This window comes from Streptomyces sp. NBC_00454 (assembly GCF_041434015.1).
In the GTDB taxonomy this organism is placed as follows: Bacteria; Actinomycetota; Actinomycetes; order Streptomycetales; family Streptomycetaceae; genus Streptomyces.
The window spans coordinates 4,273,283-4,295,982 of sequence record NZ_CP107907.1 but is presented as its reverse complement, the minus strand read 5'-3'; the positions used below and the strand labels follow the sequence as shown (position 1 = coordinate 4,295,982).

Annotated in this window: 17 protein-coding genes; 9 read left to right on the top strand and 8 right to left on the bottom strand. The window is 70.6% G+C overall.

Features of this window, described 5'->3' with window-relative positions; all coding sequences use genetic code 11:
• The first annotated feature begins 6 nt into the window (after positions 1 to 6).
• Both OHU74_RS19940 and OHU74_RS19935 read left to right on the top strand, forming a co-directional pair.
• A complete protein-coding gene (locus OHU74_RS19940; RefSeq protein ID WP_371617174.1) occupies positions 7 to 1,344 on the top strand; it encodes a hypothetical protein in 1,338 nt (445 codons plus the stop codon).
• Positions 1,341 to 2,516, top strand: a complete 1,176-nt coding sequence (locus OHU74_RS19935) for a hypothetical protein (RefSeq protein WP_371617173.1) — start codon at positions 1,341 to 1,343, stop codon at positions 2,514 to 2,516. The genes OHU74_RS19940 and OHU74_RS19935 overlap by 4 nt, the downstream gene beginning before the upstream one ends.
• A gap of 354 nt (positions 2,517 to 2,870) precedes the next feature.
• Here the strand turns inward: OHU74_RS19935 and OHU74_RS19930 are convergent, their stop codons facing one another.
• The 4 genes from OHU74_RS19930 to ssd are packed head-to-tail and all read right to left on the bottom strand — an operon-like array spanning position 2,871 to position 6,788.
• A complete protein-coding gene (locus OHU74_RS19930; RefSeq protein ID WP_371617172.1) occupies positions 2,871 to 3,650 on the bottom strand; it encodes a type II secretion system F family protein in 780 nt (259 codons plus the stop codon).
• On the bottom strand, positions 3,650 to 4,537 hold the full coding sequence (locus OHU74_RS19925; protein WP_371617171.1) for a type II secretion system F family protein: 888 nt from the start codon (positions 4,535 to 4,537) through the stop codon (positions 3,650 to 3,652). The genes OHU74_RS19930 and OHU74_RS19925 overlap by 1 nt, the downstream gene beginning before the upstream one ends.
• Positions 4,534 to 5,682, bottom strand: a complete 1,149-nt coding sequence (locus OHU74_RS19920) for a TadA family conjugal transfer-associated ATPase (RefSeq protein ID WP_371617170.1) — start codon at positions 5,680 to 5,682, stop codon at positions 4,534 to 4,536. Before OHU74_RS19920 ends, OHU74_RS19925 begins: the two co-directional genes overlap by 4 nt.
• Positions 5,679 to 6,788 (bottom strand): septum site-determining protein Ssd, encoded by a 1,110-nt coding sequence (ssd, locus tag OHU74_RS19915; RefSeq protein WP_371617169.1) that lies wholly within the window; start codon positions 6,786 to 6,788, stop codon positions 5,679 to 5,681. Before ssd ends, OHU74_RS19920 begins: the two co-directional genes overlap by 4 nt.
• Before the next feature lie 533 nt (positions 6,789 to 7,321).
• Here ssd and OHU74_RS19910 point away from each other — a divergent pair.
• Positions 7,322 to 8,191, top strand: a complete 870-nt coding sequence (locus tag OHU74_RS19910) for an HAD-IB family hydrolase (protein ID WP_371617168.1) — start codon at positions 7,322 to 7,324, stop codon at positions 8,189 to 8,191.
• A 671-nt stretch (positions 8,192 to 8,862) separates the two neighbouring features.
• On the opposite strand, the gene OHU74_RS19905 is transcribed toward OHU74_RS19910, so the two are convergent.
• Positions 8,863 to 9,744, bottom strand: a complete 882-nt coding sequence (locus tag OHU74_RS19905; RefSeq protein ID WP_371617167.1) for an oxidoreductase — start codon at positions 9,742 to 9,744, stop codon at positions 8,863 to 8,865.
• A 109-nt stretch (positions 9,745 to 9,853) separates the two neighbouring features.
• On the opposite strand from OHU74_RS19905, the gene OHU74_RS19900 reads away from it, so the two are divergent.
• Positions 9,854 to 10,927, top strand: coding sequence for an ATP-binding protein (locus OHU74_RS19900; RefSeq protein WP_371617166.1), 1,074 nt, complete (start codon positions 9,854 to 9,856; stop codon positions 10,925 to 10,927).
• Here the strand turns inward: OHU74_RS19900 and OHU74_RS19895 are convergent.
• Positions 10,881 to 12,209 carry a hypothetical protein gene (locus OHU74_RS19895; protein ID WP_371617165.1) on the bottom strand — a complete coding sequence of 443 codons (1,329 nt, stop codon included), beginning with the start codon at positions 12,207 to 12,209 and terminating at the stop codon, positions 10,881 to 10,883. The genes OHU74_RS19900 and OHU74_RS19895 overlap by 47 nt on opposite strands.
• A 234-nt stretch (positions 12,210 to 12,443) precedes the next feature.
• Between OHU74_RS19895 and OHU74_RS19890 the strand changes: the two genes are divergently transcribed.
• The 5 genes from OHU74_RS19890 to OHU74_RS19870 all read left to right on the top strand — a co-directional run bounded on the left by OHU74_RS19890 (position 12,444) and on the right by OHU74_RS19870 (position 20,246).
• The gene (locus OHU74_RS19890; RefSeq protein WP_371617164.1) at positions 12,444 to 14,888 is read left to right on the top strand and encodes a SulP family inorganic anion transporter; all 2,445 of its coding nucleotides are present in this window, start codon (positions 12,444 to 12,446) and stop codon (positions 14,886 to 14,888) included.
• 200 nt (positions 14,889 to 15,088) lie between these two features.
• Positions 15,089 to 17,086: an acetate--CoA ligase gene (acs, locus tag OHU74_RS19885; RefSeq protein WP_371617163.1), complete on the top strand. Its 1,998-nt coding sequence runs from the start codon at positions 15,089 to 15,091 to the stop codon at positions 17,084 to 17,086.
• 227 nt (positions 17,087 to 17,313) lie between these two features.
• Positions 17,314 to 18,756, top strand: a complete 1,443-nt coding sequence (gene nhaA, locus OHU74_RS19880) for a Na+/H+ antiporter NhaA (protein ID WP_371617162.1) — start codon at positions 17,314 to 17,316, stop codon at positions 18,754 to 18,756.
• Positions 18,757 to 18,822: 66 nt separating this feature from the next.
• Positions 18,823 to 19,281: a phage holin family protein gene (locus OHU74_RS19875; protein ID WP_330297789.1), complete on the top strand. Its 459-nt coding sequence runs from the start codon at positions 18,823 to 18,825 to the stop codon at positions 19,279 to 19,281.
• Positions 19,278 to 20,246 (top strand): alpha/beta fold hydrolase, encoded by a 969-nt coding sequence (locus OHU74_RS19870; protein ID WP_371617161.1) that lies wholly within the window; start codon positions 19,278 to 19,280, stop codon positions 20,244 to 20,246. The genes OHU74_RS19875 and OHU74_RS19870 overlap by 4 nt, the downstream gene beginning before the upstream one ends.
• A 369-nt stretch (positions 20,247 to 20,615) precedes the next feature.
• Here OHU74_RS19870 and OHU74_RS19865 read toward each other — a convergent pair whose 3' ends face one another.
• Both OHU74_RS19865 and OHU74_RS19860 read right to left on the bottom strand, forming a co-directional pair.
• Entirely contained in the window at positions 20,616 to 21,818 is a 1,203-nt protein-coding gene (locus OHU74_RS19865) for a MarP family serine protease (RefSeq protein ID WP_371617160.1), read from the bottom strand.
• Positions 21,819 to 21,831: 13 nt separating this feature from the next.
• Positions 21,832 to 22,599, bottom strand: coding sequence for a CoA pyrophosphatase (locus OHU74_RS19860; RefSeq protein WP_371617159.1), 768 nt, complete (start codon positions 22,597 to 22,599; stop codon positions 21,832 to 21,834).
• Between the last annotated feature and the right edge of the window lie 101 nt (positions 22,600 to 22,700).

The window sequence follows — 22,700 nt, the reverse complement described above, 5'->3', positions numbered from 1 at the left end:
GGCACCGTGGAGATCACGGCCGTCTATGTTGGCTCGGGGGCGCTGAAGTCCAACCAGCAAGGGGGTTCGATGGAAGACTACGTGGCCGGCCTCAGAAGCCAGGATGTGCACCAGGGCCTGCGCAACATGGACCCTCACTCGCCGGCGCTGGTTCCACTCACAAAGACGCGCCTGGTTGGCAGCGCCGCCGATGTCGCCGCTCTGATCCGAGGGCGCGATGTCATCAGGGACGTGTCCGCGCTGCAGATGATCGCGGTGCGTGAGCTCGATGTGGCGCCCAGCTCGTTCGATCAGGTTCTTGAGGTTCTGGAGAACGCCGGCTTCGTTGACATCAGCCGCAACGCGAGGGGCGAACCGGTCGGGCTCACTGAGAACGTGCCCGTCTATCGGACACTCTACGAAGACCTGGGCAGCGCATGGCGCGAAAGTCGGCCACGCCAGATCGAGGAAGAGCTCGTTGCGGTCGTTCAGCGTCTAGCAGCAGGGCCTGTACCTGTCGAGTCCCTGCAGGCCGAGCTCGGCCTCGACTCCAAACCCGACGACATCGTCGTCATAGGCCGCGATTCAAGCATCCTGCAGGTCGCATCGACGATCGACGGCGACATCCTCTACTCGCCGTTCACCGCGTTTGAGAACCCTGCCCTCCTCAACGAGCTCCTACGAGAACACGGCAGTGCCCAGATGCAGGCAGAGTTCGAGCAACTCCACAAGCATCAAGGTCTCGCCATCTCAAAAACCGACCATCCCATGCTCACGGATGCAGTCAGCCGCGGACTTCTGTCGGCACCCTCGGTGAAGCTCCCTGGCAACAAAGGCTTGATGTCGTTCGCAGTGCTTCCTTACACCCTGGATCGGGAGCTGCTCACCGGAAGAAAGCCAGTGCTCGACAAGGCGTTGGCGGTGGTGGCCTGCGTGCGATGCGGCCAAACGTACGGCGGGTCAACCAACGTGAGTAGCGCGCTCGCAATCATTGCGACACTCCTTGACCCCAACCGAGGATCCCTGCGACCCCACAGTTCGCATCAACGCCAGTATGCCCTCATGCGCAATATGGGAATCATCCGCTTTGGGGCCGATCCGGACCCTCGCGGCACGTGGGTTACACCGACCTTCGTCGACACACCTGACAATCGCGAGGCGATGGCAATTGCGCGCGACCTGATTGCCGTCGGCGAGACGATGGCAGGACGCACGCCGCCACCCGGCACACAGTCACTCCTGGACCTGGACGCCTCGTACCTGGGACCCATTCAGACCATCTCGCGAACGCGCACTCGACCGGATGTCAGTCCCAACGAGTACCGTGGCGTCTGGGATGCACTCATGGGAAGGGGCTCCTTGTGAGCGAGAAGGACCTTGAGCTGAAAGCGCTCGCCCGGCGGCTTATGTGGAAGATGGGCTTTTCGACGCGAGTCGATGTCCAGATGCGCTCATACGTGCCGGTTCGGCCGCGTGGCAGCAGGTCAGGGTACGAGTCTTATACCGATCTCGATGTACTGGGGATCGCGTTCAGCCCAGGGTTCCAGTCCCAGCGGGTGATTTTTGACTGCAAGACGACGAAATCTGGTTCGACGGAACGCATGTTCTGGCTGAGGGGGCTTGCCGACTTCTTTGAGGCAGACATGGCCTACATGCTCCGCAGCAAAGCGGTTACGGATTCGGCTAGGCAACTCGCCGGAAGGCTTCAGCTCGGCGCACTACTTCCGGCAGATGTCGAAGAGATGGAAAGCCTGCATCGAATTCCACTCGACCTCACGACCGGCCCGCTTTCTCAGCTCTTCAACCCGGAAGCTATTGCGCTTCACCTGGAACGCGTTAACCGCACAGATCAGAATCTTCAACCGTTGATGGAATACATCAACTTTGACTACTGGGTTTACGATTCCTACAGGAACATCACACAGATGGTGGCACACCTGTCGGATGTTCGGCGAACCCTAAACCCGGACAATCCCCGCCACCTTGGGATTTTCTTCGACTGCATCTGGCTATACCTCGTTTCCTGCTCGAGGGCGATTGAGTATGTACGCGTAACGCACATTTCAGAAGTGGATTTGAATCTCCAAGCCTACCTATTTGGCGGGCAAGTCGGGCTCCGCGAAAAGCAGCAACTGGCCAGCAGGATGCGAGCGCTGGTAGGCGAAGACGGGGGCGTGCTTCCGGAGTGGTACCCGAAGCTCCTGGAGCTGACCGGCCGGCTGATCAGAAATCCAACACTATTCCCCGCAGCCCTGCGCTACTCAGAATGGCTGAACTATTCACTGACATCAGAGAATCCCGTAAGCGTGCGCAACGCATTCGGACATTCGGCTCATCCCACGGCGGCTAAGCTCGTAGCCGACGTCGCCGGATTCCTGGTGGCAGCCTCTGGGATTAAGCCAAGCTTCCGGCAAGCCGCGAGATCATTCGTGATTGATGACTTCATTAGCGGCGGTGCAGATCATTTCCCGGGGCAAGCCCCCCTCCCGTTCGGGGAGGTGCCAGAGCATGGCCCCAATCAGGCTCCTCAGGTCTGAGATCCACCCGCCGACACGGGCTTGGATGAGACCCAACCCTGCCGACCAGCACCTCCGGCCTGAACAAGGCACCCTGTGCTGTGAGTTGGGTCACGTTCGACTGGCTGAATGCGACACGCGGGGTCGCAGGGCCCCGGGCTCGCCCGAAGCGTCGACCCCCGTGTAAAGCGACACGGAGCTGTGGGACACGACGAGTGCCGTGACAAACTTGGTCGACATTCCCGCATCGCCCGCACGACCCCGCAGCGCCGCCCGCACGCGAAACCAGATGATCCTCATGACAAACCTCCTGTTGATTCAACTTCTTGACGTGATCTCGGATGGTGATCTCAGCTGTTTATTTCCGTCGCCATTTCAGCTGCCGGAGAGAAGACCGGAAGCCATGCCGATCACCACGGGAGCCACTCCGATGGCGAGGAAAGCGGGGAGGAAACACAGCCCCACCGGCGCGGTGACCAGGACCGCCGCCCGCTGCGCCCGGGCTCCCGCCTGCCGCGCCCGGTCCGCCCGGAGCATCGCCGCGAGCCGGGAGACCGGTTCGGCCGCGGGAGCCCCCGTACGGGCCGAGCGCTCCAGGGATTCGGCCAGGGCGCGGGCGCCCGGTATCTCCGCCAACCTCCCCCACGCGGCTCCCGGTTCGCCGCCGAGCCGCAGCTCGGCCCCGGCGGTCGCCAGCCGCTCCCCCACCGGGCCGCCCAGCGAGTCCCCCACCACCTCGGCGGCGTCCACCGGCCCGGCTCCGGCCGCCAGGCAGGCCGCCAACAGGTCGGCGGCGAAGGGCAGCTGACGCTCCACCTCCCTCGGGTCCACCCCGGCGGGCGGCCGGCTGCGCGCCTGCCACCACCGGACCCCGAAGGCCGCCGCGCAGCCGGCCACAGCGCCCCCGAGCCCACCGATCAGCACCCAGGCCGCGAACAGCGCCCCGACCGGCCCGGCCCAGGCCGCCGCCGCTCCTCGCAGCCGGGGTCCGCACAGTGGTGGCCGCCGCGGCGCCGGGTCCGGCGCGAGCAGGGCCGTGAGTCTGCGCCGGGCCGCCCGCTCCCGCATGCGTGCCGTCACCGCCGATGCCGTCCACAGGGCCGCCGCCGCGAGGCACCCGGCCGTCCCCAGCCTGTGGATCGCGAGTCCGTCCATCACCGCTCACCGGCCCGGACGATGCGGCGGCACCACAGCAGTCCCAGCGCCTCCAGGGCTCCGCCCGCCAGCAGGCAGCCCCACCCGACCGGGGTGTGCAGCAGTACCCGCAGCGGGTCGGCCCCCAGTCCGGTGCCGATCGACAGCCCGGCGACGGGCAGCAGGGCCAGGACCACCGTGGTCGATCTCGCTCCCGCCAACTGGGCCCGCAGCGACTCCTCCCGGTCCCGCTCGGCCCGCAACGCCCCCTCCAGCCGGTCCAGTCCGGCGGCCAGTCCCGCGCCGCCGTCCACCGAGACCCGCCAGCAGGCCGCCATCCCGGCCAGCCCTTCCGCTCCGGGTTCCCGCGAAGCCTGGCGCAGCGCCCCGGGGACGTCTCCGCCGAAGGCCGCCGCCGCCAGGACCCCGGCCTCCGCGGCTCCAGGACCGCCGGGGCCCGCCACCGTCCGGCGCATGGCCGCGGTCAGCGCCTGGCCGGGCTGGGCGCCGGAGCGCAGCTCCCCCACCACCGCTCCGCACAGGGACACCACCTCGGCGGCCCGCGCGGACCGGGCCCGCGCCCGCTCCCGGGCCCGCAGCCACCGGCGGACCAGCGGCAGCGCCGCCGCCCCCGCCAGCAGCGGGATCACCGACCCGCCCAGCAGTGCCAGCGCCAAGCCAGCGCCGAGGCAGAGCAACTCCCGCCTGTGTGCGGCCCGGAGCCGTACGGCCACGACCAGCCGCTCCCAGCGCACCGACCCGCCGGGCGCCACCGGACCCGCGCCGGCCAGTACCGCCCTGGCCCGCCGGGACACCCGGTCGCCCCCGGCCAGCGCCCAGGCGGCCGCCCCGGCGCACAGCACCCCGGCGAACACCGGCAGCGGCACCGCGGCCGCCTGGGCGCTCACCGGGCACCTCCGAGGAGCGGGCGCAGCCGCTCCCAGCCCCGCTCCCGTACGAATCCCCGCGCGGCCCAGCGCAGCGCCGGCACGGTGACCACGAGCCCGGCGGGATCCCGCTCCAGCACGTGCACCTCCGCGACCCGGCGCCGACCGGCCCGGTCCCGTACGAGGTGGACCACCAGGGTCAGCGCGGCGGCCAACTGGCTGTGCAGGGCGGCCCGGTCGAGCCCGGCGGCGGTCCCGAGGGCCTCCAGCCGGGCCGGGACGTGTGCGGCGGCATTCGCGTGGACGGTGCCGCAGCCTCCTTCGTGGCCGGTGTTGAGCGCGGCCAGCAGGTCCGCGACCTCGGCGCCCCGGACCTCGCCTACGACCAGGCGGTCGGGCCGCATCCGCAGCGCCTGGCGGACCAGGTCGGCGAGGGTGACCAGCCCGGCGCCCTCCTGATTGGCCGGACGGGTCTCCAGCCGCACCACGTGGGGATGGTCGGGCCGCAGCTCGGCCGAGTCCTCGGCGAGGACGATCCGCTCACCGGGACCGACCAGCCCCAGCAGGGCGCTGAGGAGCGTGGTCTTGCCGGTGCCGGTCCCGCCGGAGACGAGGAACGACAGCCGGGCCTCCACCATGTCGCGCAGGAGCCGCTGTCCGCCGGGCGGCAGTGTCCCCGCCGCCACCAGCTCCTCCAGCGTGAAGGCGCGCGGCCGCACCACCCGCAGGGACAGGCAGGCCGAGCCCACGGCCACCGGGGGCAGGACGGCGTGCAGCCGGGTGCCGTCCGGCATCCGGGCGTCCACCCAGGGCCGGGCGTCGTCGAGGCGCCGTCCCGCGACGGAGGCGAGCCGCTGGGCGAGCCTGCGCACGGCCTCGGCGTCCGGGAAGGTCACCCCGGTGAGCTCCAGTCCGCCGCCGCGGTCCACCCACACCCGGTCGGGGGCCGCCACCAGGACGTCGGTGACCTCCGGATCGGCGAGCAGCGGCTCCAGCGGGCCCGCTCCGACCAGCTCGGACCGTAACGCGGCGGCCACGCCGAGCACTTCCGTATCGCCCAGCAGCCTGCCCTGGGCCCGCAGGGCGGCCGCCACCCCCGCCGGGGTCGGATCCACCCCGCTCTCGGCGAGCCGCTGGCGCACGGCGTCCAGGAGTACGGCGCTCATGCCGTCACCCCCTGGGCGGAGCCCAGTGCCCGCTGCCAGAAGCCGTCGCAGAAGCGGGCCAGGACGCCCCGCCCGTGCGATCCCGGCGGCTCCCCACCGGCGACCCGCCCCGGGAGCCCCACCTCGACCCGTACCTCACCGGCCAGCGGCACCCCCAGCAGTCCCGCGACCGTGTCCGGGTCGAGTCCGCCGGGCACGGGGCCGCGTACGACCACGCGGACGTCGCGGGCCACCATCCTGACCCCGGCCGCCACCCGTCCGGCCGCGGCCACCGCGCGCAGCTCGCCCGGCACCACCATCAGGACCAGGTCCAGCTGCGCGAGCACCTCGGCGACGGCTTCGTCGACCCGGCGCGGCAGGTCGACCACCACGACCCCGCCGCGGCGGCGCGCCGCGGCCACCACCGAGCGCACGGCGGCGGGCGGCACCACGATCCGGTCCCCTCGGTCCCAGCTGAGCACGCGCAGGGCGTGCAGTTCGGGCAGGGATTCCTCCAGGGCTCCGGCGCCGACCCGGCCGCGCGAGCCCGCGAAGTCGGGCCAGCGGAGCCCTTCGGCGGTTTCGCCCCCGAGCAGGACGTCCATGCCGCCGCCGAGCGGGTCCCCGTCGATGAGGATGGTCCGCTCCCCGGCGCGGGCTGCCCGCAGGGCCAGGGCGCAGGCGAGGGTGGATGCTCCGGCGCCGCCGCTGCCGCCGATCACCCCGACCGTGAGGGCGGGCCGCCCGGCTCCTTCCACGACGTCGGCGATGCGGTCGACGAGCCAGCCCTCCGCGTCGGGGAGGGTGAGCACTTCCTCGGCGCCGATCTCCACGGCGCGCTGCCATACGTGGGGGTCGTCGGGATCCCGGCCGACGAGGAACACCCCCTGCCGCCGGGGTGCCCCGCGCACCCGCCCGGCGGCGTCGTCCCCGACGAGGACGAGCGGCGCGGACTCCCATCCGACGCCCGCCGCACTGCGGCCACTCCCGTCGTCACCGGCTCCGCTTTGCTCGGGCACCGCGTGGTGCACATGCGGCTCGGCTCCCGCGGCGGCGCACAGCCGCAGCAGATCGTCGAGCAGCAAGGGGTCCTCGGTGATGATCAGCGGCCGTCCACCGCCGGGCACGGGCCCTGCGGTACCGGGATTCAGCCTGTCCCCGCCCGCAACCACGAGGTCCCGGACTTCACACGACTTCGATCCAGCCACGATCTCCGCCTCCTTCTCACCGCATATCCAGCGCCGCGGACTTCGCGGCCGGAATCACCGTGACGCGATCGGAGAAAAGAAGTGGATCTTGGTCGAAAACTGTGGACTCCCGGCTCATTGTGAATAACCCGCTCACCCCAACAGATGAGTTCCGGAGCGCGCCGGAACCACTACGCACAGTCACGAGTTCGAGAGGGTGAGGGCCTTCGCCGCGCAGGCCCCGGAAAGAGGAAGGGGCCCGAGGGATGATCACTTGGGGTCGAAGGCAGGGACGCAAACTGCGTCCGGACATGCGACGACCCCCGCCGGGGGGGAGAGCGGGGGTCGTCCCCACGGTCCGACTCGGGGGGGGAGGAGCCAGACCGGGTTAGCACGGTCGCGAACGATCCGTGACTTCCATGGTGTACCCGAGAGGCTTCTCAGGCAAACCCACGCGCCACACTTTACGCCGAATGGTGGGCGCATATGCTCGGGTCGTGGAAAATCAGCCCTTGCCGCACTCCGCGCCTCGTACCGCAGCCTTCTTCGACCTGGACAAGACGGTCATTGCGAAGTCGAGCACTCTGACGTTCAGCAAGTCCTTCTACCAGGGCGGCCTGATCAACCGACGGGCCGTGCTGCGCACCGCCTATACCCAGTTCATCTATCTGGCCGGCGGCGCCGACCACGACCAGATGGAACGGATGCGGGAGTACCTGTCCGCCCTGTGCAAGGGGTGGAACGTGCAGCAGGTGCGGGAGATCGTCGCCGAGACCCTGCACGACCTCATCGACCCGCTCATCTACGACGAGGCCGCGTCCCTCATCGAGGCCCACCACACGGCGGGCCGCGACGTGGTGATCGTGTCCACCTCCGGCGCCGAAGTGGTCGAACCCATCGGGGAGATGCTCGGCGCCGACCGGGTCGTCGCCACCCGGATGGTCGTGGGCGAGGACGGCTGCTTCACGGGCGAGATCGAGTACTACGCCTACGGACCCACGAAGGCGGAGGCGGTACGCGAGCTCGCCGAGTCCGAGGGGTACGACCTCGCGCGCTGCTACGCCTACAGCGACTCGGCGACCGACATCCCGATGCTCGAAGCGGTCGGACACCCGCACGCGGTCAATCCCGACCGGGCGCTGCGGCGCGAGGCGGCGGCGCGGGAGTGGCCGGTGCTGGTGTTCAACCGGCCGGTGCGGCTGAAGCAGCGGCTGCCCGGGCTGTCGATGCCGGCGCGGCCGGCGTTGGTCGCGGCGGCGGCGGTGGGTGCGGCGGCGGCTACCGCCGGGCTGGTCTGGTACGCCAGTCGGCGGCGGGCGCTTGCCGCTGCCGCCTCGGCCTGATTCGGCCCGCCTGACCCGTCCTTCCGCCGTTCCGCCTGCCCTGTCGGCCCGACCCGGCCCCCGACCCTCGGGCTCCGGGCTCCGGGCTCCGGGCCGTGTCGGGTCCCGGTCGGGCGGGCGTTGGGGCTGCCGCTGCGCGGGGCTGGTCCCCTACCCGCCCTTCCACCGTTCCCCGGGCTCCGCCCGGACCCGGTCCTCAAACGCCGGACGGGCTTGAGAAGACCCGGGGCTCCGCCCCGGACCCCGCGCCTCAAACGCCGGCGAGGCCGAGAAAGCCCGGGCGGGGCCGGGAGCAGGATGGGCTGACCTGCGGTGATATCGGATGTCCGGTATGCGTCGGGATCTGCCGGAAAGCAAAGAAATGTGGCCAGGGGTTTCGCTCGGCTCCGAAGCGGAGTACAAAGGAGTCAACGGCCCGCGAGACCAAAGAACATCCGAGAGGATCATCTTTTAAACGCAGTAAGGCCCACGGACCGAAGCATGAACGCCGAGCACCCACGCGACGTCGACCCGTCGATTACGGGCCAGCCGCACCAGGTGACGGGCAAAGCTCCCGACCTGATGGGCAATTTTCGAGGACGCTTGGTAACTGGGCGTAAATGCCAGCGGCGACACCAGAGCAGTACGGGTGTCGCCGCAACCCATGTCCGGCCAGGCTCCGGTCCGAGGACTCAGGCCGCGCCGCGCTGGAGCGCCTCGCAGACCGCCGTCGATTCGCGGGCTCCGAGGACGATCGCGCGGCCGCAGTGCGCGATCCACGCCGACATTCCCTCCGGAGTCCCCGAGACGTAGCCCTCGAAGGCCTCCAGGTAGGCCTCCCGGCCCTGTTCGGCGTGGCCGACCTCCGCCGGGCAGATCGCCTTCGGGTCGAGCCCGCTGTTGATCAGCACGATCCGTTCCGCCGTCCGCGCCACGAGGCCGTTGTACGAGGTGAACGGGCGCAGGGCGAGCAGTTCTCCGTGGACCACCGCCGCCGTGATCAGTGCCGGGGCGGAGCCGCCCGCGATGATCAGGCGGGAGAGTCCGTCCAGTCGGCCCGCCACCTCCTCCGCGTCCGGGGCGGGGAAGCGGGCGAGCAGCGGCTCGTCGACGCGTTCGCCCGCCAGTCGCGGGCGGCCGACCACGTCGCCCTCGGCCGTGGAGCCCGACGCCACCAGGTGGAGCCGCGCCAGTACCCGTAGCGGCGACTGGCGCCAGATGCTCAGCAGCTGGCCCGCCTCGGCCGACAGGCGCAGGGCCGCGCCCACCGTGCGCGCCTCCGGGTCCAGGCTGAAGTCGCTGCGCCGGCGGACCTCCTCCAGCGCCCAGTCGGCTCCCGACAGCGCCGCACTGCCGCGCGCGCCGCGCAGCCCGGCCTCCGAGGCGATCGCCCCCGAGCGGCGGCGCATGACCCGGTGGCCGTAGACCCGGTCCACGGCCTTGCGTACGGAGTCCACCGACTCGGCGACACCCGGGAGGGCGCCGAGCGGGGCGAGCGGGTCGGCGGCGGGTGCGGCACCGGAGGCGTTGGAGGCACCGGAGGCCGCGGCGGCGGAAGCAGAAGCGCTACTCATAAGTAGGGAGCCTACGCACTGCTCCCCCATAGCACCGACCCCTCCTTGGAGTGGTCTTCTTCACTCAGGGATACAACACAAAGCCACCAACCCACTACGCTTTGTGAACATGAAGATCGCTTTCGTGGGGAAGGGCGGCAGCGGCAAGACCACGCTGTCCTCCCTTTTCATCCGCCACCTCGCTGCCAATGAAGCTCCGGTCGTCGCGGTGGACGCCGACATCAACCAGCACCTGGGCGCCGCGCTCGGGCTCAGCGACGAGGAGGCGGCCGCGCTGCCCGCGCTGGGCGCGCACCTGCCCCTCATCAAGGACTACCTGCGGGGTTCCAACCCGCGCATCGCGTCCGCCGACACCATGATCAAGACCACCCCGCCCGGCACCGGCTCGCGACTGCTGCGGGTCGACGAGGACAACCCGGTCTACGAGGCCTGCGCGCGCAGGCTGCTGCTCGACGGCGAACCCGTCCGGCTGATGGCCACGGGGCCGTTCACCGAGTCCGACCTGGGGGTCGCCTGCTACCACTCCAAGGTCGGCGCGGTCGAGCTCTGCCTCAACCACCTGGCGGACGGGCCGGACGAGTACGTGGTCGTCGACATGACGGCCGGCTCGGACTCCTTCGCCTCCGGCATGTTCACCCGCTTCGACGTGACCTTCCTCGTGGCCGAACCGACCCGCAAGGGCATCTCCGTCTACCGCCAGTACAAGGAGTACGCGCGGGACTTCGGGATCACGCTCAAGGTGGTCGGGAACAAGGTGCAGGGGCCCGAGGACATCGAGTTCCTCCAGGACGAGGCCGGCGACGACCTGCTGGTCACGGTCGGGCACTCGGACTGGGTGCGGGCGATGGAGAAGGGCCGCCCGGCCGCCTTCGAGCTGCTGGAGGCGACCAACCGGCTGGCCCTGCAGTCGCTGCAGGACGCGGCCGACGACTCCTACGCGCAGCGCGACTGGGCGCGGTACACGGAGCAGATGGTCCACTTCCACCTGCGCAACGCGGAGAGCTGGGGCAACGCGAAGACCGGGATCGACCTGGCGGAACAGGTCGATCCCGGTTTCGTCCTGCGGGAGCACCGGAGCGGCACCGGTACGGGCCCCGGCAGCGGGGGCGAGGGCGAGCCCGCTGCCGCCGGGCTGCTCAGTCCTCGCTCTGACCAGCTTCGGCCGGCTCCGCAGCCGGCTTGACCCCGGCGGGGGCGGCCGGCTTCGCCGGCGGCCCCGCCGTCAGGAACTTGTTCCAGCCCTCCTTCGGCGCCTCGCCGACGTCGAGGGTGCGCATCCACTCCAGGGCCTTCGGGTCCTGCGCGTCCAGCCAGTCCGCCAGCTCGCGGAACGGCACGCAGCGGACCTCCTTCTGGGTGCACATGGTCTTGATGGACTCCTCGACGGCGTGCATGTAGGTGCCGCCGTTCCAGGACTCGAAGTGGTTGCCGATGATCAGCGGCGCGCGGTTGCCCTGGTAGGTCCGCTCGAAGGCCTTGAGCAGGCCGTCGCGCATCTGCTCACCCCAGTACGCGTGCTGGGAGGGGTCTCCCTGCGTGGTCGTACCGGACTGGTTGACCAAGTAGTTGTAGTCCATCGAGAGCGTCTCGAAGGCGCGGCCCGGCATGGGCACCAGCTGCAGCGGGATGTCCCAGAGGCCGTCGGTCTTCTTCGGCCAGATCTGCTTGCTGATCCCGCTGGAGTCGTACCGGAAGCCCATGTCCTTCGCGGCCAGCATGAAGTTCTTCTGGCCTTCGAGGCAGGGGGTGCGGGCGCCGATCATCTCCTTGTCGTAGTCGAACGGCAGCGCCTCCATGTCCTTGAGGGCCGGCGAGTTGGTCTTCCAGTTCTTGACGAACGACTTCGCCTGGTTGATCTCGCTCTTCCACTCGTCCACGGACCAGGTGCCGACGCCGCCCTCGGGTCCGCAGAAGTGGCCGTTGAAGTGGGTGCCGATCTCGTTGCCCTCCAGCCAGGCCGCGCGGACCTGGGTGGCGGTGTCCTTGATGCCCTGGGGGTCGCCGAAGCCGATGTCGGAGCGGCCCGCGGAGTGCTGGGGCGCCGTGTAGAGGGAACGCTTCTCCTCCGGGAGCATGTACACGCCGCTGAGGAAGTACGTCATGCGGGCGTTGTACTTCTTGCCGACCTCACGGAAATGCGAGAAGAGTTTCTGGCTGTCCTCGCCGGCCCCGTCCCAGGAATAGACGACGAACTGCGGCGGCTTTTCGCCCGGCTTCAGCTTCTCCGGCTTCGTCACGTTCGGCTGGCGCCCGGTGTACGCGGTCGAGCCGTCGCCGATGAGCTGCTTGACGCTGCCCGGGGCCGGGGCTTCCGGGGCGGCGGGGCCCTTCTTGGCCGCCTGACCTCCCGGGGACCCCTGCCGGGCGGGCTCCGAGGTGCTGCACCCGGCCACTCCCAGGACCAGCGCCGCGGCGACCACACCACCGGCGATCTTCTTCTTGGCGGCCTTCTTCGTGGCTGTCATCCGCACACCTCTTCCCTCGCAGTTCCGTCGCAGGACTTCCGCGCCGCAACGTCCCATGCGGTCCGTTTTTAGGAAGGTGTGACAAGCCGGACTAAATGCTTAATCACTCTTGAGCGCTAATTCCTAGGCCGTTTGCCCGTATTACCTACCACCGGCCTTTACTCTCCATTACCGTTCATTTACCGAGTGTTGAGACTCCCGCCGCTTCACCCCTCCTCCGAGGAGACGGGACCTATGAAAGCCACCTCCCTCCCCGACCCCACCGAGAACGCCCCCACCGAGGACATCCCGGCCACAGACGTCCCGGCCAAGGACCTCCGCACCAAGGACCTCCGCGCCAAGGGCCTCTCCGCCGACCTCTCCGCCTCCGTCGCCGTCTTCCTGATCGCCCTGCCGCTCTCCCTCGGCATCGCCCTGGCCACGGGCGCTCCGCTCCAAGCGGGGCTCGTGGCCGCGGCGGTCGGCGGGATCGTGGCCGGGCGGCTCGGCGGGACCCCGCTCATGGTGAGCGGACCCGCGACCGGACTCACCGTCGTCACCGCCGAGTTGATCCAGCACTACGGATGGCGCACCACCTGTGCCATCACCGTGCTCGCGGGCTGCTGCCAGCTCGGCCTCGCCGCCCTGCGGACCGCCCGGTCCGCGCTGATGGTGAGCCCGGCCATCGTCCAGGGCCTGCTCGCGGGCATCGGCGTGACGATCGCGCTGGCCCAGCTGCACATCGTGCTCGGCGGCACCCCGCAGAGCTCCGCCCTGGCCAATGTCCGCGGACTGCCCGGCCAGTTGGCCGACCTGCACCCCGCCGCACTCGGGGTCAGCGTGCTCACGCTGACCGTCCTGCTCGGCTGGCCCCGGCTGCCCGGCCGGGTGGGGCGGGCCCTGCGCAAGGTGCCGGCCGCACTCGCCGCCGTCGCCGTCGCCACGGCCTTCGCCGCGCTCGCCGGACTGAGCCTGCCCCGGGTGGACCTGCCGTCCTGGCGCAGCCACGCGCTCCCCGAGCTGCCCGAGGGGCCGGTCCTCGGCATCATCGCCGCCGTGCTGACCATCACCATGGTCGGCAGTGTGGAATCGCTGCTCTCGGCGGTGGCCACCGACAAGCTGATCGCCACCGAGCGGGGTACGGACAACCGCCCCGCGCGGGCCGACCTCAACCGCGAACTGCGGGGCCAGGGCGTGGCGAACATCGTCTCCGGGGCACTGGGCGGGCTGCCCGTCGCGGGCGGGGCCGTCCGCAGCGTGGCCAACGTCAAGTCCGGGGCCGCCAGCCGCCGGTCGGTGATGCTGCACGGGCTCTGGGTGCTGCTCGCCGCCGGGTTGCTCGTCCCGGTCCTCGACCTGATCCCGCTCGCCGCGCTGGCCGCCCTCGTGCTGGCGGTGGGCGTGCAGATGGTCAGCGCCACGCACCTGCGCACGGTCACCCGGCAGCGCGAGATCCTGGTCTACGTCACGACCATCGCGGCCGTGGTGCTCGGCGGGGTGCTGGAGGGCGTCGCCATCGGCATCGCGGTGGCCGTGGGTCTGGTCCTGCACCGGCTCGCCCGGACCCGGATCACCATCGAACAGCTCGACAGCGGGGTCCACCGGGTGTGGGCGCGCGGCCAGTTGACCTTCCTCGCGGTGCCGCGGCTGAGCCGGGTGCTCAACCAGATCCCGCACGACGGGCACGCGGTCATCGAGCTCGACGGCTCCTTCATCGACCACGCCGCCTACGAGACCCTCCAGGACTGGCAGACCTCCCACCTGGCCCACGGGGGCTCGCTGGAGGTCACGGGCCGGTCCGGGGCCAAGATCGCCGAAGCCGGGCGGGCCCAGCGCTCCGAGCAGGCGGAGCGGGCCCACGCGGGTGAGCAGCGCGGGGGCCACCACTGCTGCCGGCCCTGGACGCCCTGGCAGAACCACTGCGACCACCGGGCCACGACACCCCGTACGACCACCGATCAGGCCACCGGCCAGGCCACCGGCCAGGGCGGGGGCCGGACCTCCGGCCGGTCGGCCGGGCCGGGCGCCGGTCAACTGGCCAACGGGATCAGCGCCTTCCAGCGGGACACCGCCCCGCACGTACGGGACGAACTGGCCCGGCTGGCCCGCGAGGGGCAGCGGCCCTCGCAGCTCTTCCTCACCTGCGCGGACTCCAGGCTGGTGACCAGCATGATCACGGCCAGCGGCCCCGGGGACCTGTTCACGGTCCGCAACGTCGGCAACCTCGTCCCGCTCCCGGGTGCGGAGTCCACGGACGATTCGGTCGCGGCGGCCATCGAGTACGCGGTGGACGTCCTGCAGGTCGACAGCATCACCGTGTGCGGCCATTCGGGGTGCGGGGCCATGCAGGCGCTGCTCAACTCCTCGCCGGGCGCTCCGATGACCCCGCTGCGGCGCTGGCTGCGGCACGGGCTGCCGAGCCTGGAGCGGATGGCCAGCCGCCATCACGCCTGGGCCCGGATCTCGGGCCGGCTGCCGGCGGACGCCGTGGAGCAGCTGTGCCTGACCAATGTGGTGCAGCAGCTGGAGCACCTACGGGCCCACGAGTCGGTGGCCCGGCGGCTCGCCGAGGGAACGCTGGAGCTGCACGGGATGTACTTCCATGTCGGCGAGGCCCAGGCGTACCTGCTCTCGGAGGGCGAGGACTTCTTCGACTGCCGGGTCTTCGACACCGTCTACGCGGAGTCGGTGCGCGGCTGACCGAAACGCGCCGCGCCCCGCCGGACGGGTGAACCGATCGGGCGGATGAACCGATACCCTCCCGTATCCGTGCCACTCGATGGCCCCTCCCCGCGCCCCTGCAGCGGGAAGGGGCCACTCGTGCGTCGGCCCGGCGGAAGTAATAGGTCTACACCAATTTCCGGCAACCCCTTGTCACCTGGGCCATTGACTGATGAGCTATGCCCGGGGACACAACGGACACCCTGGGAAAGGGAGATGTCGTGAGCAATGAAAGCCTGGCCAATCTGCTCAAGGAGGAGCGGCGGTTCGCACCGCCCGCCGATCTGGCCGCCGCTGCCAATGTCACTCAGGCTGCGTACTCACAGGCCGACGCGGACCGGCTGGGCTTCTGGGCCGAGCAGGCGCGGCGGCTGAGCTGGGACACCGAGCCGACCGAAACGCTCGACTGGAGCAACCCGCCCTTCGCGAAGTGGTTCGCGGACGGCAAGCTGAACGTCGCCTACAACTGCGTCGACCGCCACGTCGAAGCCGGGAACGGCGACCGCGTCGCCCTCCACTTCGAGGGCGAGCCCGGCGACAGCCGCGCGATCACCTACGCCGAGCTCAAGGACGAGGTCTCCAAGGCCGCCAACGCCCTGACCGAGCTGGGCGTACAGGCGGGGGACCGGGTCGCCGTCTACCTGCCGATGATCCCCGAGGCCGTCATCGCGATGCTCGCGTGCGCCCGGGTCGGCGCCGCGCACTCCGTGGTCTTCGGCGGTTTCTCCGCCGACGCCGTGGCCTCCCGCATCCAGGACGCCGACGCGAAGCTGGTCATCACCGCCGACGGCGGCTACCGCCGCGGCAAGCCTTCCGCCCTGAAGCCCGCCATCGACGAGGCCGTCGCCAAGTGCCCGCAGGTCGAGCACGTCCTCGTGGTGCGCCGCACCGGCCAGGACACCGACTTCACCGAGGGCCGCGACGTCTGGTGGCACGAGATCGTCGAGCGGCAGAGCGCCGAGCACGCGCCGCAGGCCTTCGACGCCGAGCACCCGCTCTTCATCCTCTACACCTCGGGGACCACGGGTAAGCCCAAGGGCATCCTGCACACCTCCGGCGGCTACCTCACGCAGGCCTCGTACACCCACCACGCGGTGTTCGACCTGAAGCCGGAGAGCGACGTCTACTGGTGCACGGCCGACATCGGCTGGGTGACCGGGCACTCCTACATCGTCTACGGGCCGCTCGCCAACGGCGCCACCCAGGTGATGTACGAGGGCACGCCGGACAGCCCGCACCAGGGCCGGTTCTGGGAGATCGTGCAGAAGTACGGCGTCACGATCCTCTACACCGCGCCCACGGCGATCCGCACTTTCATGAAGTGGGGCGACGACATCCCCGCGAAGTTCGACCTGTCGAGCCTTCGCGTCCTGGGCTCGGTCGGCGAGCCGATCAACCCCGAGGCATGGATCTGGTACCGCAAGCACATCGGCGGCGACCGCTGCCCGATCGTGGACACGTGGTGGCAGACGGAGACCGGCGCGATGATGATCTCGCCGCTGCCGGGCGTCACCGAGACCAAGCCCGGCTCGGCCCAGCGCGCCCTGCCCGGCATCGCCGCCACCGTCGTGGACGACGAGGCGAACGAGGTCCCCAACGGCGGTGGCGGCTACCTGGTCCTCACGGAGCCGTGGCCGTCGATGCTGCGCACCATCTGGGGTGACGACCAGCGGTACATCGACACCTACTGGTCGCGCTTCGAGGGCAAGTACTTCGCGGGCGACGGTGCCAAGAAGGACGAGGACGGCGACATCTGGCTGCTCGGCCGCGTGGACGACGTGATGCTGGTCTCCGGCCACAACATCTCGACCACCGAGGTCGAGTCGGCCCTCGTCTCGCACCCCTCGGTCGCCGAGGCGGCCGTCGTGGGCGCGGCCGACGAGACCACCGGCCAGGCCATCGTGGCCTTCGTCATCCTGCGCGGCACCGCCTCCGAGACGGACACCCTGGTCGCGGAGCTCCGCAACCACGTGGGTGCGACGCTCGGCCCGATCGCCAAGCCGAAGCGGATCCTGCCGGTTCAGGAGCTGCCGAAGACCCGTTCGGGCAAGATCATGCGGCGACTGCTGCGCGACGTGGCCGAGAACCGCGCGGTCGGTGACGTCACCACCCTCGCGGACTCCTCGGTCATGGACCTGATCCAGAGCAAGCTGCCTGCCGCGTCCAGCGAGGACTGAGCTGCCGGCCGGGCCGGACAGGGCCCGGTCGGACAGGTACGACACGGCGAGGAGGGGCATCCGGCGCGACGCGCCGGATGCCCTTTTCGCACATAAAGTGATGATCGCCGGATACGCCCTTGCGTACACCCTGTAAAGTATTAGACACATAAAGCATTACTCCACAGGGTGCGCCGGGAAGTCTGGTCGGCAACGCGTTTCGTCATGCCGTCCAACCCACCCCGGAGGTGCCACCCGTGGCCGCGCCCAGCCCCACCGACAACCAGAGCCGCACGTTCCTCGGCCGCCTCTCGCTGCCGGAGCGCCGCTTCGTGGCCGACGCCCTGCGCGCCGAGACGGTCGGCGGCGTCCTGCTCCTCGTGGCCGCCATCGCGGCCCTCATCTGGGCGAACGTCCCGGCCATCTCGGCGAGCTACGACAGCGTCCGCTCCTTCCACATCGGCCCCGCCGCCCTCGGCCTGGACCTCTCGCTCCAGCACTGGGCGGCCGACGGCCTGCTCGCCGTCTTCTTCTTCGTCGCCGGCATCGAGCTCAAGCGCGAGCTCGTCGCGGGCGACCTGCGCGACGCCAAGGCGGCCGCCCTCCCGGTGATCGCCGCCGTCTGCGGCATGGCCGTGCCCGCGCTGGTCTACGTACTCGTCAACGTGCTCGGCGACGGATCGACCGACGGCTGGGCGGTTCCCACCGCCACCGACATCGCCTTCGCGCTCGCCGTCCTCGCCGTCATCGGGACCTCGCTGCCGTCCGCGCTGCGCGCGTTCCTGCTGACCCTGGCCGTGGTCGACGACCTCTTCGCCATCATGATCATCGCGGTGTTCTTCACCAGCGACATCAACTTCCTGGCGCTCGGCGGCGCGGTCGCCGGCCTGGTCCTCTTCTGGTTCCTGCTGCGCGCGGGCGTCCGCGGCTGGTACATCTACCTCCCGCTCGCGCTGGCCATCTGGGGCCTGATGTACAACAGCGGGGTCCACGCCACCATCGCCGGTGTCGCCATGGGCCTGATGCTGCGCTGCCACCGCAAGGAGGGCGAGGACCACTCCCCCGGCGAGCACATCGAGCACCTCGTACGGCCCATCTCGGCCGGTCTCGCCGTCCCCCTCTTCGCACTCTTCTCGGCCGGCGTCTCCCTCTCCGACGAGTCCATCGGCCAGGTCTTCACCCGGCCCGAGACCCTCGGCGTGGTCCTCGGACTCGTGGTCGGCAAGACGGTCGGCATCTTCGGCGGCACCTGGCTCGCCGCCCGCTTCACCAAGGCCGAGCTCAACAAGGACCTCGCCTGGCCGGACGTCTTCGCCGTCGCCTCGCTCGCCGGCATCGGCTTCACCGTCTCGCTGCTCATCGGCGAACTCGCCTTCGCCGGGGACCCGGCCCTCACCGACGAGGTCAAGGCCGCCGTCCTGATCGGCTCGCTCATCGCCGCGATCCTCGCGGGCGTCATGCTCAAGATGCGCAACCGCAAGTACAAGGCGCTCACCGAGGACGAGGAGCGCGACGAGGACCTCGACGGCATCCCGGACATCTACGAGCAGGACAAGCCGGACTACCACCTGCGGATGGCGAAGATCTACGAGGCCAAGGCCGCCGAGCACCTGCGCAGGGCCGAAGCGGCGGCGGCCGGTGAGGCCGAAGCCGCGGCCGGGTCCCGCAAGGACGGCGCCCGTCCGGCATGATCTGACCTGACGGAGGACGGCGACGACAGGACCGCCGTCGCCGACGGACGACAGAGGGAGAGAGCGATGAGCGCAGTGGACCAAGGGGCCCCAGGAGCCGAGCGCACACTCGGTCAGCTGGTCGCCTCGGCCACCGCCGAGATGTCCGCCCTGGTGCACGACGAGATCGCCCTCGCCAAGGTGGAGATCCGCCAGGACGTCAAGCGGGCGGGCATCGGCAGCGGCGCCGCGATCGTCGCGGGCGTGCTCGTGCTCTTCTCCCTGCCCGTACTGAGTTTCGCCGCGGCCTACGGGCTCCACGCGGCCGGGCTCGGGCTCGCCTGGTGCTTCCTGATCGTCGGCGTCGCGTTCTGGCTGATCGCGGGCCTGCTCGGACTGATCGCCATGGTGAAGTTCAAGAAGGTCAAGCCGCCGACCAAGACCATCGCCTCGGTCAAGGAGACCGCGACGCTCATGGGCACGGTCAAGCCGCACGCCCGCTCGGTCAGTGACCAGGCTGTGGGTGTGGCACGCTCGTCTTCATGACAGCGCCCTCCGCGGACCCCGGCACCCCCGGCACACCTCCCACCACCGCTTCCGCGGTACGGCTCGCCATCCCCGGCGGGCGCGAGGTGCTCCACCGGGACGTCGCGGCCAACGGGGCGCGGTTCCACGTCGCCGAGGTCGGTGACGGGCCGCTGGTGCTGCTCCTGCACGGTTTCCCGCAGTTCTGGTGGACCTGGCGGCACCAGCTGACCGCCCTCGCCGACGCCGGCTACCGCGCGGTCGCGATGGACCTGCGCGGGGTGGGCGGCAGCGACCGCACCCCGCGCGGCTACGACCCCGCCAACCTGGCGCTCGACATCACCGGGGTCGTACGGTCCCTCGGCGAGCCGGACGCCGCCCTCGTGGGGCACGACCTGGGCGGATACCTCGCCTGGACGGCGGCCGTGATGCGGCCCAAGCTGGTGCGCCGACTGGTGGTCTCCTCCATGCCGCACCCGCGCCGCTGGCGCTCGGCGATGCTGTCCGACCTCGGGCAGACCCGCGCCAGTTCGCACATCTGGGGTTTCCAGCGGCCCTTCGTGCCGGAGCGTCAGCTCGTCGCCGACGACGGGGCGCTGGTCGGGGAGCTGATCCGGGACTGGTCCGGGCCCCGGCTGCCCGAGGAGGAGGACCTCCAGGTGTACCGGCGGGCGATGTGCATCCCGTCCACCGCGCACTGCTCGGTCGAGCCGTACCGCTGGATGATGCGGTCCATGGCCCGGCCCGACGGGCTGCAGTTCAACCGGCGCATGAAGCGGCCGGTGCGGGTGCCGACGCTGCACCTGCACGGTTCGCTGGATCCGGTGATGCGGACCCGGAGCGCGGCGGGGTCCGGGGAGTACGTCGAAGCCCCGTACCGCTGGAGGCTGTTCGACGGGCTGGGGCACTTCCCGCACGAGGAGGACCCGACGGCCTTCTCGACCGAGCTGGTCAACTGGCTGAAGGATCCCGAGCCGGACCGCTGAGCCGCAGTGCCGGGGCGATGTCAGGCCCCGAGTGACTTGTATGACAAGCATTCAATTGCCTGGCGCATAGGCCAATTGGCCGCCCCCGACACGATTACCGACCTTGGGCCCCGGGCACAGCTCGAAGTATGGGTTGGACGCACGACCACGGTGACACCGCACACGAACGCCGCTCGACGAGTACGCCGGGCACGCACAGGGGGCACGGCCAGAGCGGCCACGACCCCCGACTAGGAATTCCGCGCATCCTGCGCCGGCGGGCCCGCTGGGTCTCCGCCCGACTGAGGCACCAGCGCACGTAGACCCGGGTCCGGTGGGTCCGGTGGGCCCTCGGGAGACTCCCGAGGGCTCTCGAGGGCACTGGAGGGCCTAGAGGGCGCAGCCCTGGCTGTCGACCCGCCGGTCGGCCGTCTTCCCGATCCGGATGTCGTCGCGGATCTCGTCCGCCGTCAGGGCGTAACCGGTGTTGGGGTCGTCGAGGGACTTCGCGAAGACGACCCCGTACACCTTGCCCTCGGGCGTCAGCAGCGGGCCGCCGGAGTTGCCCTGGCGGACCGTCGCGTACAGCGAGTAGACGTCCCGTCGGACGGTGCCCCGGTGGTAGATGTCCGGGCCGTTGGCGTTGATCCGGCCGCGCACGCGCGCCGAGCGGATGTCGTACGAGCCGTTCTCCGGGAAGCCGGCGACGATCGCGTCGCTGCCGCTCGCCGCGTCCTTCTCGGTGAACTCCAGCGCGGGCGCCTTCAGCTTCGGCACGTCGATGACGGCGATGTCGCGCTCCCAGTCGTAGAGCACGACCTTGCCGTCGTAGAGCTTGCCCTCGCCGCCGACCTGCACGGTGGGCTCGCCGACCCCGCCGACCACGTGCGCGTTGGTCATCACCTTGCCCGGCGCGAAGACGAAGCCGGTGCCCTCCAGCACCTTGCTGCACGCGGGCGCGGTGCCGACCACCTTCACGATCGAGTGCTTGGCCTGCTCGGCCACGGGGCTGCGCGCGAGCATCGGGTCGGGCGCCTTGACCTCGGTGATCGGCTCGTTGGAGAACGGGCTGAAGACCTGCGGGAAGCCGTTGCGGGCGAGGGTGGAGCTGAAGTCCGAGAACCAGCTGTTGGCCTGCTGGGGAAGGACCCTCGAGACGCCGAGGAGCACCTTGGAGTTGCGGACTTCCTTGCCCAGCGTGGGAAGTGACGTACCGGCGAGCGCGGAGCCGATCAGCCAGGCCACCAGCAGCATCGCGACCACGTTGACCAGGGCGCCGCCCGTCGCGTCGAGCGCGCGGGCCGGGGACCAGGTGATGTGGCGCCGGAGCCTGTTGCCCAGGTGCGTGGTCAGCGCCTGGCCGATGGAGGCACAGATGATGATCACGACCACGGCGATGACGACGACCGTGGTGGACACCTGGGTGCCGTTGTCGGTGACCCGGTCCCAGATCAGGGGCAGCAGGGACACGGCGAGGAGACCACCGCCCAAGAAGCCGATCACCGACAGGATGCCGACGACGAACCCCTGGCGGTAGCCCACGATCGCGAACCATACGGCGGCGAGCAGCAACAAGATGTCCAGCACGTTCACGTGGGCCACCGTCTCATGCGCTCCAGTCGAGCGGGACTTCCCGGGACCTGTCCCAGGGAAGCTCCCAGCCCGCGAAGTGCAGGATCCGGTCGATCACTCCGGCGGTGAAACCCCAGACCAGAGCCGATTCGACGGTGAAAGCCGGGCCCTGGAAGCCGCCGGGGTGCACGACGGTGACCCGGTGCGCCGGATCCGTGAGATCGGCCACGGGAACCGTGAAGACGCGGGCGGTCTCGGCCGGGTCCACGACGCCGACCGGGCTGGGAGCCCGCCACCAGCCCAGCACCGGGGTCACCACGAACTCGCTGACCGGGATGTAGAGCCGGGGCAGCACCCCGAAGAGCTGGACCCCCGCCGGGTCGAGGCCGGTCTCCTCCTCCGCCTCGCGCAGGGCGGCGCGCAGCGGGCCGGTGGTGTGCGGGTCGCCGTCCTCGGGGTCCAGGGCGCCACCGGGGAAGGAGGGCTGGCCGGGGTGCGAGCGCAGGCTCCCGGCGCGCTCCATGAGCAGCAGCTCGGGGCCGCGCGGGCCTTCGCCGAAGAGGATCAGCACGGCCGACTGGCGGCCGCGGCCGTCCTCCGGGGGCAGGAACCGGCTCAGCTGGGTCGGGCGGACCGTGCGGGCCGCCGTCACGACAGGGTCGAGCCAGGCGGGCAGACCTTGGGTGCGCAGCGCCGTGCTGCTGCGGCCCTGGGCCTCGTACGGGGCCTCGCGCGGGCCCTGGCCCTGCCTCGGGGGCGTGGCCGCCTCCGTCACGCTCTCGTCCCGCGTTCCGCGCGTCATGGGCACCCCTGTCCGTGTTCCCCCACACCGCCAAACGCGGCGCGGGTAGCGATTCGTTCCTTGCGGGTGCGGCTCCGCTGCCGGGGCTCCGCCCCGGACCC

Excerpts from the sequence above, each read along its gene's own strand:
- OHU74_RS19930 (WP_371617172.1), bottom strand. The coding sequence starts at position 3,650 with ATGGACGGACTCGCGATCCACAGGCTGGGGACGGCCGGGTGCCTCGCG.
- OHU74_RS19920 (WP_371617170.1), bottom strand. The coding sequence starts at position 5,682 with ATGAGCGCCGTACTCCTGGACGCCGTGCGCCAGCGGCTCGCCGAGAGC.
- OHU74_RS19910 (WP_371617168.1), top strand. The coding sequence starts at position 7,322 with ATGGTGGGCGCATATGCTCGGGTCGTGGAAAATCAGCCCTTGCCGCAC.
- OHU74_RS19905 (WP_371617167.1), bottom strand. The coding sequence starts at position 9,744 with ATGAGTAGCGCTTCTGCTTCCGCCGCCGCGGCCTCCGGTGCCTCCAAC.
- OHU74_RS19900 (WP_371617166.1), top strand. The coding sequence starts at position 9,854 with ATGAAGATCGCTTTCGTGGGGAAGGGCGGCAGCGGCAAGACCACGCTG.
- OHU74_RS19895 (WP_371617165.1), bottom strand. The coding sequence starts at position 12,209 with ATGACAGCCACGAAGAAGGCCGCCAAGAAGAAGATCGCCGGTGGTGTG.
- OHU74_RS19890 (WP_371617164.1), top strand. The coding sequence starts at position 12,444 with ATGAAAGCCACCTCCCTCCCCGACCCCACCGAGAACGCCCCCACCGAG.
- acs (WP_371617163.1), top strand. The coding sequence starts at position 15,089 with ATGCCCGGGGACACAACGGACACCCTGGGAAAGGGAGATGTCGTGAGC.
- OHU74_RS19875 (WP_330297789.1), top strand. The coding sequence starts at position 18,823 with ATGAGCGCAGTGGACCAAGGGGCCCCAGGAGCCGAGCGCACACTCGGT.
- OHU74_RS19870 (WP_371617161.1), top strand. The coding sequence starts at position 19,278 with ATGACAGCGCCCTCCGCGGACCCCGGCACCCCCGGCACACCTCCCACC.
- OHU74_RS19860 (WP_371617159.1), bottom strand. The coding sequence starts at position 22,599 with ATGACGCGCGGAACGCGGGACGAGAGCGTGACGGAGGCGGCCACGCCC.